13 protein-coding genes are annotated in these 14,747 nt (G+C 71.7%); 9 read left to right on the forward strand and 4 right to left on the reverse strand.

Features of this window, described 5'->3' with window-relative positions; translation table 11 throughout:
- The first annotated feature begins 22 nt into the window (after positions 1 to 22).
- The 3 genes from xseA to B073_RS0102030 all read left to right on the forward strand — a co-directional run bounded on the left by xseA (position 23) and on the right by B073_RS0102030 (position 2,444).
- A complete protein-coding gene (gene xseA, locus B073_RS38905) occupies positions 23 to 1,279 on the forward strand; it encodes an exodeoxyribonuclease VII large subunit (protein ID WP_051093883.1) in 1,257 nt (418 codons plus the stop codon).
- Positions 1,280 to 1,289: 10 nt separating this feature from the next.
- Positions 1,290 to 1,559 (forward strand): exodeoxyribonuclease VII small subunit, encoded by a 270-nt coding sequence (locus B073_RS0102025; RefSeq protein WP_018536423.1) that lies wholly within the window; start codon positions 1,290 to 1,292, stop codon positions 1,557 to 1,559.
- Between the two features lie 291 nt (positions 1,560 to 1,850).
- Positions 1,851 to 2,444, forward strand: coding sequence for a malonic semialdehyde reductase (locus B073_RS0102030; RefSeq protein ID WP_018536424.1), 594 nt, complete (start codon positions 1,851 to 1,853; stop codon positions 2,442 to 2,444).
- A gap of 93 nt (positions 2,445 to 2,537) precedes the next feature.
- Here B073_RS0102030 and B073_RS0102035 read toward each other — a convergent pair whose 3' ends face one another.
- Positions 2,538 to 3,074, reverse strand: coding sequence for a DUF4245 domain-containing protein (locus B073_RS0102035; RefSeq protein ID WP_026246963.1), 537 nt, complete (start codon positions 3,072 to 3,074; stop codon positions 2,538 to 2,540).
- A 228-nt stretch (positions 3,075 to 3,302) separates the two neighbouring features.
- Here B073_RS0102035 and glpX point away from each other — a divergent pair, with 228 nt between their 5' ends.
- Positions 3,303 to 4,334, forward strand: coding sequence for a class II fructose-bisphosphatase (glpX, locus tag B073_RS0102040; RefSeq protein WP_018536426.1), 1,032 nt, complete (start codon positions 3,303 to 3,305; stop codon positions 4,332 to 4,334).
- 147 nt (positions 4,335 to 4,481) lie between these two features.
- Here the strand turns inward: glpX and B073_RS0102045 are convergent, their stop codons facing one another.
- Together B073_RS0102045 and B073_RS0102050 are read right to left on the reverse strand one after the other, a co-directional pair.
- Positions 4,482 to 4,844 (reverse strand): WhiB family transcriptional regulator, encoded by a 363-nt coding sequence (locus tag B073_RS0102045; RefSeq protein ID WP_026246964.1) that lies wholly within the window; start codon positions 4,842 to 4,844, stop codon positions 4,482 to 4,484.
- A 206-nt stretch (positions 4,845 to 5,050) separates the two neighbouring features.
- Positions 5,051 to 5,941, reverse strand: a complete 891-nt coding sequence (locus tag B073_RS0102050) for a DUF1707 SHOCT-like domain-containing protein (RefSeq protein ID WP_420706410.1) — start codon at positions 5,939 to 5,941, stop codon at positions 5,051 to 5,053.
- Positions 5,942 to 6,106: 165 nt separating this feature from the next.
- Here B073_RS0102050 and B073_RS0102055 point away from each other — a divergent pair, with 165 nt between their 5' ends.
- Positions 6,107 to 7,783, forward strand: coding sequence for a fumarate hydratase (locus tag B073_RS0102055; protein WP_018536429.1), 1,677 nt, complete (start codon positions 6,107 to 6,109; stop codon positions 7,781 to 7,783).
- A gap of 207 nt (positions 7,784 to 7,990) precedes the next feature.
- Here the strand turns inward: B073_RS0102055 and B073_RS0102060 are convergent, their stop codons facing one another.
- Complete coding sequence (locus B073_RS0102060) at positions 7,991 to 8,194, reverse strand: hypothetical protein (protein ID WP_018536430.1); 204 nt, start codon at positions 8,192 to 8,194, stop codon at positions 7,991 to 7,993.
- An 835-nt stretch (positions 8,195 to 9,029) separates the two neighbouring features.
- Here B073_RS0102060 and B073_RS0102065 point away from each other — a divergent pair.
- The 4 genes from B073_RS0102065 to B073_RS0102080 all read left to right on the forward strand — a co-directional run bounded on the left by B073_RS0102065 (position 9,030) and on the right by B073_RS0102080 (position 14,737).
- The gene (locus B073_RS0102065) at positions 9,030 to 10,424 is read left to right on the forward strand and encodes a class II fumarate hydratase (protein ID WP_018536431.1); all 1,395 of its coding nucleotides are present in this window, start codon (positions 9,030 to 9,032) and stop codon (positions 10,422 to 10,424) included.
- 68 nt (positions 10,425 to 10,492) lie between these two features.
- Positions 10,493 to 11,227: a DUF402 domain-containing protein gene (locus tag B073_RS0102070; RefSeq protein WP_234024968.1), complete on the forward strand. Its 735-nt coding sequence runs from the start codon at positions 10,493 to 10,495 to the stop codon at positions 11,225 to 11,227.
- 243 nt (positions 11,228 to 11,470) lie between these two features.
- Entirely contained in the window at positions 11,471 to 12,154 is a 684-nt protein-coding gene (locus tag B073_RS0102075; RefSeq protein WP_018536433.1) for a class I SAM-dependent DNA methyltransferase, read from the forward strand.
- 87 nt (positions 12,155 to 12,241) lie between these two features.
- Entirely contained in the window at positions 12,242 to 14,737 is a 2,496-nt protein-coding gene (locus B073_RS0102080; RefSeq protein ID WP_018536434.1) for a SpoIIE family protein phosphatase, read from the forward strand.
- Positions 14,738 to 14,747: the final 10 nt, after the last annotated feature.

Raw genomic sequence — 14,747 nt, forward strand, 5'->3', positions numbered from 1 at the left:
GCCTCCCGCTACTCTCACTGGCATGGCTGTCTCCACGTCTCCGGAAGCGCCGATCCCGGTCGGCGAGGTGTCGCGACTCATCGGCGGGTGGATCGACCGGCTCGGCGCGGTGTGGGTCGAGGGGCAGATCACCCAGCTCTCCCGGCGGCCGGGCGCGGGTGTGGTGTTCCTGACGCTGCGCGACCCGTCGCACGACATCTCGGTGAGCGTGACGTGCTACCGCCAGGTCTTCGACCGGGTCGCCGAGGTGGTGAGCGAGGGCGCCCGGGTGGTGGTGCACGCCAAGCCGGAGTGGTACGCCCCGCGCGGCCAGCTCTCGCTGCGGGCCGCCGAGATCCGGCCGGTGGGCGTGGGCGAACTCCTCGCCAGGCTGGAGCAGTTGAAGCGGACGCTGACGGCGGAGGGGCTGTTCGCGGCGGAGCGCAAGCGGCCGCTGCCGTTCCTGCCGCAGCTGATCGGGCTGGTCTGCGGCCGGGCCAGCGCCGCCGAGCGCGATGTGCTGGAGAACGCCCGGCACCGCTGGCCGGCGGTCCGCTTCGAGGTGCGCAATGTGCCGGTGCAGGGGGTGCACGCGGTGCCCCAGGTGATCGCGGCGGTCCAGGAGCTGGACGCGCTGCCCGAGGTGGACGTGATCATCGTGGCGCGCGGCGGCGGCAGCGTGGAGGATCTGCTGCCGTTCTCCGACGAACAGCTGGTCCGGACGGTGTCCGAGGTGCGCACACCGGTGGTCTCCGCGATCGGACACGAGCCGGACAGCCCGCTGCTGGACCTGGTGGCCGATCTGCGCGCCTCGACGCCGACGGACGCCGCGAAGAAGGTGGTGCCGGACGTCGGCGAGGAGCTGGCCCGGGTGCACCAGCTGCGGGAGCGCGCCCGGCGCGCGCTCGGCGGCTTCCTGGACCGCGAGGAGCGCGGCCTGTCGGCGGCGCTGCACCGCCCGTCGATACAGCACCCGCAGCGGATGGTCGAGGAGCGCGAGGAGCAGATCACCGCCCTGCTGGAGCGCGGCCGGCGGACGCTGGGGCATCTGCTGGACCGCGCCGATTCGGAGCTGGTGCACACGCTGGCGCGGGTGGTGGCGCTCTCCCCGAAGGCGACGCTCCAGCGCGGCTATGCGGTGCTCCAGAAGCCGGACGGGGCGGCGGTGCGCGCGCCGTCCGAAGTGGCGGTGGACGAGGAGTTGCGGGCCAGGGTGGCCGACGGCGAGTTCCGGGTGCGGGTGGCCGCGGTCCCGGCCGCCGGTTCCGCGGAGACGGTTCCGAGCAGGGCGGACTCATAGGGTGGGAGACATGGCGAAGACGGATGACGTGGTGGACGTGGCGGCCGGGGTGCCCCCGGTGGAGTCCACCCTCGGCTACGAGCAGGCGCGGGACGAGCTGATCGAGGTCGTCCGCCGCCTGGAGACGGGCGGTACGACGCTGGAGGAGTCGCTGGCCCTGTGGGAGCGCGGCGAGGAGCTGGCGAAGGTCTGCCGCCGCTGGCTGGACGGCGCCCGGGCGCGGCTGGACGCGGCGCTGGCCGAGGGCCCGGCGGAGGAGACGGAGCGGGCCGCGGAGTAGCGACGGCGCCGGCGGGGCGCCACCCACTCCCCCGCCCTCCCCGCGGCCTTCCGGCTTCCGACTTCCGGAAGGTCGCTGCCGTTCCGTGAAACCGCTCACACCGCATCACGCGTTAGTTGAACTTTAATCTATCGGGGTTACAGTTGTCCGGTAGACAGCGCAGCCCGTCTGCGTGGACAGTGCGGCCCGTCCCAGCGGACCGCACTTCCCTCCCCGTGGACCGCGCATGCGTCCCCGCGGACTGCGCAGTCTCCGACGATCCGTAACCACCCGAAGCCCCGAGGTGCCCCCATGACTCTCGCCCTTGACGCCGCCGCCCAGGACCTCCTCTTCCGCGAGGCCCAGACCGCCAACACGTTCACGGACGAGCCGGTGACGGACGAGCAGGTCCAGGCCATCTACGACCTGGTGAAGTACGCCCCGACCGCCTTCAACCAGCAGCCGCTGCGGATCACCCTGGTCCGCTCCGAGGACGCCCGCAAGCGCCTGGTCGCGCACGCCATGGGCGCCAACGGCCCGAAGACCCTGGCCGCGCCGCTGACCGTGATCCTCTCCGTCGACCTGGACTTCCACGAGAACCTGCCGAAGCTCTTCCCGGCCCTGCCCAACGTCAAGGACGACTTCTTCTCCGAACTGTCCGCCCGCGAGGCCGCCGGCACCCAGAACGCCACCCTCCAGGCCGGCTACTTCATCCTCGGCATCCGCGCTGCCGGCCTGGCCGCCGGCCCTATGACCGGCTTCGACTTCACCGCCATCGACAAGGAGTTCTTCGGCGCCGGCAAGCAGAAGTCCTTCCTGGTCATCAACGTCGGCAAGCCGGGCCCGGACGCCTTCTTCCCGCGCTCCCCGCGCCTGGGCTTCGACGAGGCCGCGACCACCGTCTGAGCCGCCACCCGGCCCGCGCGGCCCCCGCACGACGACGAGGCCGCCGCACCCGATCCCGGTGCGGCGGCCTCGTCGTGTGCGTTCGGCCCTGCCTCAGCCCTTCTTCGCCACCAGCGCCCCGGCCAGCTCCGCCAGCCGCCCGTACGGCGCGGTCCCGGTGACGACCGTGGTCACCCCGGGCTCCTGGTGGACCAGCGCCTGGTAGGTGTCGCCCTGGTAGCGGTCCCACTTCTTGCCGCCGACGGCCTGCCGGCCCTCGACCTTGGCCGCGCCGAGCGTGACGTCCTGGATGAACTGCTTGGCGGGCGCGTCGCTCTGCTCGACCGCCGCGTACTGCTGCTCCGGGTCGAGCATCCCCAGGTGCCAGGCACCGCCCTTGCCGTCGCTGCTGGCCTTGTACGAGACGGAGGTGGCCCGCCAGGTCTTGGGCAGGCCCTCGGGCGCGGCGACCGGGTACGGGGCGGCACGGCGGGCGGTGATGATCTCGACGCGGGTGTCGACGGTCTGGACCGCGTTCTTCTCCGCGGTCGCGCTGTCGTCGTGCGGGATGAAGAAGTAGATCGCCCCGACCAGGACCCCGATCACCGCCAGCGACAGAACCATGTCCGTCACTCTTTGCCTGCCTCGCATACCAGCCACCTCCCTATCGTCCCCCATGCCCGCCGCCGACCGGACACGCCCCCCTGGGACGTCACCCACCTGCATAAACGGTTCCGCGGGCGGAGCCCGTCCGGCGCGGGCGATACCCGGCCATGCGCTTGCTCATGCGAAGGCCCCCCTGCTCATTTTCGCGACCTACCGATAAAGTCATGAGCACCCTCATCAATCCGGCCGTCGCCGTACAGAAAGGTGCGCTCGATGACCGAGCATCATCTGCCGTCCCCGCTCGAGGTCAGCCCGGAGGCTCCGGACCGCAACCTCGCCCTGGAGCTGGTCCGGGTGACCGAGGCCGGCGCCATGGCATCGGGCCGCTGGGTCGGCCGCGGCGACAAGAACGGCGCGGACGGCGCGGCGGTCAAGGCCATGCGCGCCCTGATCCACACCGTGTCGATGAACGGCGTCGTAGTGATCGGGGAGGGCGAGAAGGACAACGCCCCGATGCTCTACAACGGCGAGCGCGTCGGCGACGGCACCGGCCCGGAGTGCGACGTGGCCGTGGACCCGGTGGACGGCACCACCCTGACCGCCAAGGGCATGGCCAACGCGGTGTCCGTGATGGCGGTCGCCGAGCGCGGCTCGATGTTCGACCCCTCCGCGGTCTTCTACATGGACAAGCTCGCCACCGGCCCGGAGGCGGCGGACTTCGTCGACATCACCGCGCCGATCGCGGTGAACATCAAGCGGATCGCCAAGGCGAAGAGGTCCGCGGTCGAGGACGTCACCGTCGTCATCCTGGACCGGCCGCGCCACGACGGCCTGGTCAAGGAGGTCCGGGAGGCCGGCGCGCGGATCAAGTTCATCTCCGACGGTGATGTGGCCGGCGCGATCATGGCCGCCCGCGAGGGCACCGGCGTCGACCTGCTGCTGGGCATCGGCGGGACGCCCGAGGGCATCATCGCGGCCTGTGCGCTCAAGTGCATGGGCGGCACCTTCCAGGGGAAGCTGTGGCCCAAGGACGACGAGGAGCGGCAGCGCGCCCTCGACGCCGGCCACGACCTGGACAAGGTCCTGCAGATCGAGGACCTGGTCAGCGGCGACAACGTCTTCTTCGTCGCCACCGGCATCACCGACGGCGAACTGCTGCGCGGCGTCCGCTACCGCGCGGAGACCGCCTACACCCAGTCCCTGGTCATGCGCTCCAAGTCCGGCACCATCCGCCAGATCGACTCCGAGCACCGCCTCTCCAAGCTGCGTGCCTACAGCTCGATCGACTTCGAACGCCCCAGCTGACCCGGCCGCGGGCGGAGTCGTCCGGGTAGGTAGGCAACTCGCCCCCGTCGGAAGCGACTTCCGGCGGGGGCGAGATGCTCCCCCAGCTGCGGCTGGGAGGGTGCCCCCGGCCAAGGGGGCGGCGGCCCGGACGGGCCCGCGGTGCGGTCAGCCGGCCGCGGGCATCGGGGCGGCGGCGCGCTGCAGTTCGCTCTCCCGGCGCCGCCGGCGGGTCAGCACCACGCGGCGCTCGGCGGCGGTCAGCCCGCCCCAGACGCCGTAGGGCTCCGGCTGGAGGAGGGCGTGCTCCCGGCACTCCACCATCACCGGGCAGCGGGCACACACCCGTTTCGCGGCCTCCTCCCTGGCCAGCCGTGCGGCGGTGGGCTCCTTGGAGGGGGCGAAGAACAACCCGGCCTCGTCCCGGCGGCACACCGCCTCCGCATGCCAGGGACCGGCCTCGTCGCGAGCGTGCCCTCGCTGGGACGGAACGACAGCGGCATCCTGCAGGGGCTGATGCGGTAGCAGCACGGTCTACTCCTGACGACGGCTTCGGCGAGAGAAATCACCCTTGCCCGTCTCGCTGCGCACGGCCTCTTTTCGCACCCCGCAGCCGTACGAGAGACGATGCACCAGCCCTACCCGCTGTACGCGGGCTTATGCACACCGTGTCGATCGAGGACCGCCGGCGCGTACCGACAGCCCCTCGGCGACCCGCCGATGCCCCCTCCGGCGCCCTAGCCGAGCCGGCGGCGGTCGCGCCGCTCCCGGCGCTCCTCCCACCGTTCGTGCCGCTCCGCCCTCAACTGACCCATCCGCTCGTGCCGTTCGGCCCGGAGCTTGTCCATCCGCTCGTGCCGCTCGGCCCGCAGCTCGTCGAACCGCTCGCGCCGCTCGCCGCGCAGCCGGTCCCGCAGATCACGGATCCAGGCGCCGCGCTTGGGCTTGGCCTCCACACTGCCCAGCAGCGCAAAGCCGTTCACCTCGACCTCGGGGGCGTTGCCGTCCTCGGCGTCGTGCGTCTCCACCTCGAAGGAGCCGAGGATGCCGGAGCCGCTGCTGCGCAGGGTGATGTTCTCCGGGACCCGGACCTCGACGCTGCCGAAGACGGAGGTGACGTTGATCTGGACCCGCTGCTGCGGGAAGACCGCCTCGGTGAGGTCGATCTCCACGCTGCCGAAGATCGCGACCGCGTTGATCCGCGGCGGGACCCGCCAACGGCCCTTGCGGTTGGCCGCGCTGAAGATCGCGACGAGGTTCTGGTCGGACACCGGGCCGCCCGGACCGTAGGCGTAGGACTCCGCGTCCGGCTCCGGACGGCGGCCGACGGCGGGCAGGTCGCGGACGACGGGCTCCAGCTCGCCGACGGTCTTGGCGCGGTAGACCGCGTCGATCCGCTCGGCGTGCTCCTCGGCGTCCAGCCGGCCCTCCGCGAGGGCCTCCCGCAGGATCTCCGCGATCCGGTCGCGGTCGGCGTCCGAGGCCCGCATGTCGGCCTCCGCCACCGGCTTGGCCGGCGACGCCGCCTCGCCCTTGGTCAGTTTCACCACCTGCTGGTCGTGCTGCTCCGCAAGCGGCCCGGGCGGGGTCTCGGGGCCCGGTCGTCCCCCGTTTCCTGAAGCGTCCACCACCCCAGCGTACCGAAACGCGATAGATCGCAACTAGAGGTTCGGGGGCAGGTCCGGGCCGACTGAGCCTTACCTCACAGCGGAGCCCCGGGCCGGGGGTTCTACGCTGGTCGGGCGCTGCCGTAGAAGCCAGCCACCACCCCTCCGAGTAAGGACATATCCCCCATGCCGGAATTCGCCTATACCGACCTGCTGCCCGCGGGCGAGGACAACACCCCCTACCGCCTGGTGACTTCGGAGGGTGTCAGCACCTTCGAGGCGGACGGCCGGACGTTCCTCAAGGTCGAGCCGGAGGCGCTGCGCAAGCTCGCCGCCGAGGCGATGCACGACATTGCGCACTACCTGCGCCCGGCCCACCTCGCCCAGCTGCGCAAGATCCTGGACGACCCCGAGGCCAGCGCCAACGACCGCTTCGTCGCTCTGGACCTGCTCAAGAACGCCAACATCGCCGCCGCCGGCGTGCTCCCGATGTGCCAGGACACCGGCACCGCGATCGTCATGGGCAAGCGCGGCCAGAACGTGCTGACCGAGGGCGGCGACGAGGCGGCCCTCTCCCGCGGCATCTACGACGCCTACACCCAGCTCAACCTGCGCTACTCGCAGATGGCGCCGCTGACCATGTGGGAGGAGAAGAACACCGGCTCCAACCTCCCGGCCCAGATCGAGCTGTACGCGACCGACGGCGGCGCCTACAAGTTCCTCTTCATGGCCAAGGGCGGCGGCTCGGCCAACAAGTCCTTCCTCTTCCAGGAGACCAAGGCCGTCCTCAACGAGGCGTCCATGATGAAGTTCCTGGAGCAGAAGATCCGTTCGCTCGGCACGGCCGCCTGCCCGCCGTACCACCTGGCGATCGTCGTCGGCGGCACCTCGGCCGAGTACGCGCTGAAGACCGCCAAGTACGCCTCCGCGCACTACCTGGACGAGCTCCCGACCGAGGGCTCGCCGACCGGCCACGGCTTCCGCGACAAGGAGCTGGAAGAGAAGGTCTTCGAGCTGACCCAGAAGATCGGTATCGGCGCCCAGTTCGGCGGCAAGTACTTCTGCCACGACGTCCGCGTCGTCCGCCTCCCCCGGCACGGCGCCTCCTGCCCCGTCGCCATCGCCGTCTCCTGCTCGGCGGACCGCCAGGCCGTCGCCAAGATCACCGCCGAGGGTGTCTTCCTGGAGCAGCTGGAGACCGACCCGGCCCGCTTCCTGCCGGAGACGACGGACGAGGAGCTGACCGAGGGCGCGGGCCCGGACCTGGACGCCGTCAGGATCGATCTCAACCGGCCGATGGCGGACGTGCTGGCCGAGCTGACCAAGCACCCCGTCAAGACCCGGCTCTCCCTCACCGGAACCCTGGTCGTCGCCCGCGACATCGCGCACGCCAAGATCAAGGAGCGGCTGGACGCGGGTGAGGAGATGCCGCAGTACCTCAAGGACCACCCGGTCTACTACGCCGGCCCGGCCAAGACCCCCGAGGGCTACGCCTCCGGCTCCTTCGGCCCCACCACCGCGGGCCGGATGGACGCCTACGTCGAGCAGTTCCAGGCCGCCGGCGGCTCCAAGATCATGCTCGCCAAGGGCAACCGTTCCCAGCAGGTCACCGACGCCTGTGCCGCGCACGGCGGCTTCTACCTGGGCTCCATCGGCGGCCCGGCCGCCCGCCTGGCGCAGGACTGCATCAAGAAGGTCGAGGTCCTCGAATACGAGGAACTGGGCATGGAGGCCGTCTGGAAGATCGAGGTCGAGGACTTCCCCGCCTTCATCGTCGTCGACGACAAGGGCAACGACTTCTTCCAGGACCCGGCCCCGACGACGCCTACGTTCACGAACATCCCGGTACGACCGGGGGCATGACGATCTGACGCCCTGATGCCATAACGGCTCGGCGTCACCTACCGGCACAACGTCCTGACATAACGTCCCGGACGGTACGGTTCAACGGCCGTCATTCGCAGTTCGCGAATGACGGCCGTTCATTTTGCGACGGGCGGCTCGTCCGTCGAGGTCATCCCCGGTCTGACAGCGCCTTCGGCCCGACCGCACGCCCCCGCCGTCTCGGCCCTAACACCCCTGGTGCCGGGGGCAGGCGCACGGTGGCCATGCCTGGGAGAGGCCGTAGAGGTCGAAGCGGTCGCCGGCGACAACGTGGATCTGGGCGCGTTCCTGGACGACGCCGCCGTCGCGGGTCGTGGTGTAGACGCGCAGGGTCATCAGCGATTGCCGGGACCGCGGGCCCGGTGAGGTGTGGCCGGCGCTCGTGGCCATGGTGACGCTCCTGTTCGGTGGGGGGTGTTGGTGCTTTCCCGTTAGGGGCGAGGGCAACTGCCGGGTTTCGTCGTGGGATCGCCTTAACCTTCAGCGGACTGTTACGTTCCGTGTTTCCACCGTTGCTCTACGGCGTAACCTCGGAAAGAGAGTGAGAACTGAACCTGCCGATGGACTTGGCCAGTGCCCCACTCTCAAGCGGGGCTGCGCCGGCAGTCCTTGGGCCAACGGGGAAGTGGGGGAGGCAAGTTGAAGCAGCATTGCGGCCACAAGGCCCGGCTTTACCTCGCTCCCGCGCAGTGGGGCTTGGCCGATGAGGCGGTACGGCAGGCCCGCAAGGAACTCCCGTGGTTCGCCGCTCTCACATGGCACATGGCGATCGACATCTCGCAGGGCCGCGACCTCCACGGGTCGGGCTCAACCGGCGATGGGCCGCATGTGGGCAGCGAAGACAGGACACGTGCTGTTCCGCGGGACCCAGGACCCGGGACCCGCCCGTGGGCAAGGGGGCCGACAAGATGAACGAGGTCGCCGACGCCCGCGTCGTGAAGGACGCCCACGGCCGGCACGTCGTCTTCCGGGGCCAGACCGAGGTGCCCGACGCCCAGCCTCACACCGGCACCCCGGTTGGTATCTACCGGGGTGTCAGCCCGAGGAACCGTGGAGGCCCCGGGCAAGGACGTCCGGCAGAAAGCCGGGCTCGAACCCCGGTTCCGCCCCGTTCGCGGGGCGGGGGAAGTCGAAGGCGAGGCGTGATCCCGATCGGTGGATCGCACCCAGGTGACATGCGCCCAGGCCCGGGAACAGATCGCCGCTCCCGGGCACTGATATCGACATGAGCGAAAACAGCGCATTCAGGATCGAGCACGACTCGATGGGCGAGGTGCGGGTTCCCGCGCATGCCAAGTGGCGGGCCCAGACGCAGCGGGCGGTGGAGAACTTCCCGATCTCCGGGCAGCGGCTGGAGCGGGCGCACATCGAGGCGCTGGCCCGGATCAAGGGGGCGGCCGCCAAGGTCAACGCCGAGTTGGGCGTACTGGGCAAGGACGTCGCGGAGGCCATCGCGGAGGCGGCGGCCGAGGTGGCCGAGGGGCGGTGGGACGAGGACTTCCCGGTCGACGTGTTCCAGACGGGGTCGGGGACGTCGTCGAACATGAACACCAACGAGGTGATCGCGACCCTGGCCAGTGAGCGGCTGGGGCGGGAGGTGCACCCCAATGATCATGTCAATGCGAGCCAGTCGTCGAACGACGTGTTCCCGTCGTCGATCCATATCGCGGCGACGTCGGCGGTGCTCAACGATCTGATTCCGGCGCTGGAGCATCTGGCGGAGGCGCTGGAGCGGAAGGCGGCGGAGTTCGCCGAGGTGGTGAAGTCGGGGCGGACGCATCTGATGGATGCCACGCCGGTGACGCTGGGGCAGGAGTTCGGGGGGTACGCGGCGCAGGTGCGGTACGGCGTCGAGCGGTTGCGGGCCTCGTTGCCGCGACTGGCCGAACTGCCGTTGGGGGGAACGGCGGTGGGGACGGGGATCAATACGCCGCCGGGCTTCTCCGCGGCGGTGATCGCCGAGGTCGCGCGGGCGACGGGGCTGCCGCTGACCGAGGCGCGCGACCACTTCGAGGCGCAGGGCGCGCGGGACGGGATCGTCGAGACCAGCGGGCAGTTGCGGACCATCGCCGTCGGGCTGACGAAGATCGCGAATGATCTGCGGTGGATGGCGTCGGGGCCGCGTACGGGGCTTTCCGAGATCAGTCTGCCGGATCTGCAGCCGGGGTCGTCGATCATGCCTGGGAAGGTCAATCCGGTGATTCCGGAGGCGGTGCTGATGGTCGCGGCGCAGGTCACCGGAAATGACGCGACGGTGGCGACGGCCGGGGCGGCCGGCAATTTCGAACTGAATGTGATGCTGCCGGTCATTGCGCGGAATGTGCTGGAATCGGTGCGGCTGCTCGCCAATGTGTCGCGGCTGCTGGCCGATCGGACGGTGGACGGGATCACCGCGCATGTGGGGCGGGCCCGGGAGTACGCCGAATCGTCGCCTTCGGTGGTGACTCCGCTGAACAAGTACCTCGGTTACGAGGAGGCCGCGAAGGTCGCCAAGCGCTCGCTGGCCGAACGGAAGACCATCCGCGAGGTGGTCGTCGAGGGCGGTTATGTCGCGCGCGGGCTGCTGACGGAGAAGCAGCTCGACGAGGCGCTGGACGTGTTGCGGATGACCCGCCCGTAACCATCTCGGTAACCAGCGGTGCGGCGCACGTCACCACGCGCTTAACACGGCGCCCCTAAGATCTGCTCATGACAGCGGACATGGTGGAGACGACGGAAGGCGAGACGGCCGGTGTGCCCGCGCCGGCGGCCGGGGCGGGACGGGCGGCGGAGTCGGGGCGTTGGGCGCCCGGGGACCACGTCCTGTGGCGCTATCGCGACAACACCGACCCCCGCCGGTTCCACATCTGTCGTCCGGTGACCGTTGTCCAGGACACCGAGGAGCTGCGCGCGGTGTGGATGGCGCCGGGGACGCCGTGCATCAAGCCGGTGCTCGCCGACGGCACCCCTGTGCACCGCGAGCCGCTCGCCACCCGTTACACCAAACCCCGGCGGACCAGGCGCGACCAGTGGTTCGGCAACGGTGTGCTGAAGCTGGCCCGGCCGGGAGATCCCTGGTCGGTCTGGCTTTTCTGGGAGAGCGGCTGGCACTTCAACAATTGGTACGTCAATCTTGAGGTGCCGCGCCGCCGCTGGTCGGGCGGAATCGACTCGCTCGACCATTTCCTCGACATCTGTGTCTATCCGGACCGGCACTGGGAGTGGCGGGACGAGGACGAGTTCGCACAGGCACGGCGGGACGGGCTGATGACGGACGCGCAGGCGGCCGAGGTCAAGGCCGCCGGACGCGCCGCGGTCGCACAGATCGAGGCGTGGAGCGGGCCGTTCTCCGACGGCTGGGAGGACTGGCGGCCCGACCCGGCCTGGGGTGTTCCGTCGCTTCCGGAGGACTGGGAGCGCCTGCCGGACCGTTTGCTGCCGTGAGGAAGCAAAGGCGAAAAGACCAACGCGAAGCGAGTGAAGGGGGCGAACGGTGGAAAGGTGCGCCTACGGGCGGAACTGTTTCCCGCCGGGTTCCCCGGGCGTTCCCGCCGGACGAGAAGCGGTGCCCAGCCCCCTTGCTGCGCCCTGGGCCTTCAAACGTAGGATCGTCCTCCGCAAGACTGCACAGGCGCAACTCCAGAACGGGAAAACGAACTTGACCGCGGTCGCAGGAGGGGCGAGGTCGTGAGCGCGACAAGCTACGACGCGTACGAGGGCCTGAACCGGTTAGCACTCGACCGGGCCGGACAGTCCGATGCCTTCGACGCGATCGGTGACCAGTACGAGACGGCCTTTCCGCACAAAGAAGGCCAGATCGCCTCGGGTGGGTGGCTGGCCGGGGAACTGCCGGCCGGATCGCGGATCCTCGACGCCGGGTGCGGCACCGGCCTGCCGACCGCCCGTCAACTCTGCGACGCGGGCCACCGGGTCGTGGGAATCGACCTCTCCCCCGGGATGGTCGCACTCGCCCGGGAGAACGTCCCGGGCGCCGAATTCCACCGGCTGGACATCGCCGATCTGCGCGCCGGCCGGCTGGGCGGGCGGGGTTCCTTCGACGGAATCGCCGCCTATTTCTCCCTGTTGATGATGCCCCGCGCGGAAATCCCCTGTGCCCTGGCCATGCTGCACGACCTCCTGCGGCCCGGCGGACTGCTGGCCCTGGCAATGGTCGAGGCCGATATCGACGACTACCCCATTCCGTTCCTCGGCAGCATGATCCGGGTATCCGGATATCTGCGGGACGACCTGCGCCGGGTCGTACGCGACGTGGGTTTCGACGTCGTCGGGGAGGACTCGTATGCGTATGCCCCGGCGAGTACGGACGTACCGCCCGAAATCCAGCTCTTTCTGCACCTGCGACGCGCTTGAGACGCACCGCGTCAGGCGCGTCCGCTCGGGCGGCGCGCACCGAACGCGGCGCGCCGGCGCCAGCCCCGGACGGATGGAATCCCACGCGTGACGGAGCACTCCACCTCCCACGAAACGCGGCAGTCGGCCCCGACCGCCGCGTCCTCGGCCTCCCCTGTTGCGGGGACGGCCGGGACGGCGCCGCCGGGCGGCGTCCCCGATCCGCGCAGCGCCCTCCAGCAGCCCGCCGGCACCGGCCACGACCCGGCGCCGGGGACGGGGTTCGCGGTGCGCGGCGGTGACGGCGCCGGCCTCGGTGACGCGGCCGGCGAGCGGGCCGCCGCGGCCTCCGCGGGACCGCCGGCCGGGCAGGGGGACGCCGAGCCGGCCGCCGATCACGGCCCGGCCGGCGACGGCGCGCGGGCGTACGGCGCCGCCCGCGCGTCCCGCGACAGTTCCTACGGCGGATACGCCGGGTCGTACGGGGGCTCGTACGACACGTACGGGGAGGTGGCCATGGCCGCGGAGGGAGGGCCGGACGGGGAGCCGGGCGCGGAGCGCGCTGCGGTCCGCGCGCGCCGGCCGGTGGCGCAGGGCGCGGTGGACCGCACCGGTGCGCCGGAGCCGGACGAGGAGCCGGGGCATGCGCAGCCGCGACCCGGCGGTGCGGGCGTCGGACGGCCCCGGGAGGGCGATACGGCGCCCCGGGCGCACGGCGGTCAGCCGGGCGCGGGCGGACGGCCGCCGGGGCCGCCGCCGGGCGTACGGGGCGGCGGGCCGGCCGACGCGGAGCTGCCGCCCCCGTCGGGGCCGTCGCAGCCGCCCTCGGTGCCGCCCGCGCGGTCGGCGCATCCCGGTGAGAGCAGCGAGGTGGCCGCGGCCCGGCAGGCCGGCGGCGACCGGCTGCGGTTCATCGGGGCGGCGACCCGGCGGATCGCCCGCGGCATAGACCTGGACGAGATCGTGCTGGGGCTGTGCCGGGCGACGGTGCCGACCTTCGCCGACGCGATCCTGGTGTACCTGCGCGACCCGCTGCCGGTGGGCGACGAGCGGCCGACCGGCCCGGTGGTGCTGCGGCTGCGCCGTACCGACCGGATACCGGAGGAGCCGGACACCAACGGGCTGCGGCTGCCGGTGCTGCCGGCGCAGCCGGATCTCGGGCCGGCGATGGGCGGCAGCGCCGCGGAGCTGTCCGAGGTGCGCCCGGGCGGGCCGCTGGCGGAGGTGCTGCGCGGGGTGCGGCCGCTGTTCGGCGAGGCGCAGGCGGCCCGGACCGCACTGCCGGAGCTGCTGGGGCCGGACACCCGGCTGCCGGGCGGGCACCGGGTGATCCTGGCGCCGCTGCGCGGGCGCCGCCGGGTGATCGGTGCGGCGGTGTTCCTGCGCCGCCCGGACCGGCCGGCGTTCGAACCGGACGATCTGCTGGTGGCGGCCCAGCTGGCGACGCACACCGCGCTGGGCGTGGACAAGGCGGTGCTCTACGGCCGCGAGGCGTACATCGCCGACGCGCTGCAGCGCACCATGCTGCCGGACTCGCTGCCGCAGCCCACCGGTGTGCGGCTGGCCAGCCGCTATCTGCCGGCCGCGGAGACCGCCCGGGTGGGCGGCGACTGGTACGACGCGATCCCGCTGCCGGGCAGCCGGGTGGCGCTGGTCGTCGGCGATGTGATGGGGCACTCGATGACCTCGGCCGCGATCATGGGGCAGCTGCGGACCACCGCACAGACCCTGGCGGGTCTTGACCTGCCGCCGCAGGAGGTGCTGCACCACCTCGACGAGCAGGCCCAGCGACTGGGCTCGGACCGGATGGCGACCTGCCTGTACGCGGTCTACGACCCGGTGGCGCACCGGATCATCGTCGCCAACGCCGGGCATCCGCCGCCGGTGATGCTGCACCGCGGCGGGCGCGCGGAGGTGCTGCGGGTGCCGCCGGGCGCGCCGATCGGCGTGGGCGGGGTGGACTTCGAGGCGGTGGAGCTGGACGCCCCGGCGGGCGCGACGCTGGTGCTGTACACCGACGGTCTGGTGGAGTCGCGGATACGGGACGTGTGGACCGGCATCGAGCAGCTGCGCGAGCGGCTGACCGAGACGGCCCGGCTGACCGGCCCCAATCCGCCGCCGCTGGAGCCGCTGTGCGACGAGGTGCTGGACATGCTGGGGCCGGGCGACCGCGATGACGACATCGCGCTGCTGGCCGCCCGGTTCGACGGCATCGCGCCGAGTGACGTCGCGTACTGGTACCTCGATCCGAAGGCGCAGACGGCCGGGCAGGCGCGCCGGCTGGCCCGGCGGGCGCTGGCCCGCTGGGGCCTGGAGGAGCTGTCCGACCAGCTGGAGCTGCTGGTGAGCGAGGTGGTGACCAACGCGGTGCGGTACGCCGAGCGGCCGGTGACGCTGCGGCTGCTGCGGACAGACGTGCTGCGCTGCGAGGTCGGCGACGACGTGCCGCAGCTGCCGCGGCTGCGGCAGGCCCGGCCGTCGGACGAGGGCGGCCGCGGGCTGTATCTCGTCAACCGGATGGCCCGGCGCTGGGGCGCGACCCGGCTGAGCATGGGCAAGGTCGTCTGGTTCGAGCTGTCGATGCCGCCGGGGGCGCGCCTCTGAGGCCGGAGCG

The organism is Streptomyces sp. MspMP-M5, assembly GCF_000373585.1.
Classification (GTDB): Bacteria; Actinomycetota; Actinomycetes; order Streptomycetales; family Streptomycetaceae; genus Streptomyces.

What these genes read in the sequence shown, in the direction of transcription:
- B073_RS0102055 (WP_018536429.1), top strand. Translation starts at nt 6,107, where the DNA reads ATGCCGGAATTCGCCTATACCGACCTGCTGCCCGCGGGCGAGGACAAC.
- glpX (WP_018536426.1), top strand. Translation starts at nt 3,303, where the DNA reads ATGACCGAGCATCATCTGCCGTCCCCGCTCGAGGTCAGCCCGGAGGCT.
- B073_RS0102060 (WP_018536430.1), bottom strand. Translation starts at nt 8,194, where the DNA reads ATGGCCACGAGCGCCGGCCACACCTCACCGGGCCCGCGGTCCCGGCAA.
- B073_RS0102070 (WP_234024968.1), top strand. Translation starts at nt 10,493, where the DNA reads ATGACAGCGGACATGGTGGAGACGACGGAAGGCGAGACGGCCGGTGTG.
- B073_RS0102065 (WP_018536431.1), top strand. Translation starts at nt 9,030, where the DNA reads ATGAGCGAAAACAGCGCATTCAGGATCGAGCACGACTCGATGGGCGAG.
- xseA (WP_051093883.1), top strand. Translation starts at nt 23, where the DNA reads ATGGCTGTCTCCACGTCTCCGGAAGCGCCGATCCCGGTCGGCGAGGTG.
- B073_RS0102030 (WP_018536424.1), top strand. Translation starts at nt 1,851, where the DNA reads ATGACTCTCGCCCTTGACGCCGCCGCCCAGGACCTCCTCTTCCGCGAG.
- B073_RS0102025 (WP_018536423.1), top strand. Translation starts at nt 1,290, where the DNA reads ATGGCGAAGACGGATGACGTGGTGGACGTGGCGGCCGGGGTGCCCCCG.
- B073_RS0102035 (WP_026246963.1), bottom strand. Translation starts at nt 3,074, where the DNA reads ATGCGAGGCAGGCAAAGAGTGACGGACATGGTTCTGTCGCTGGCGGTG.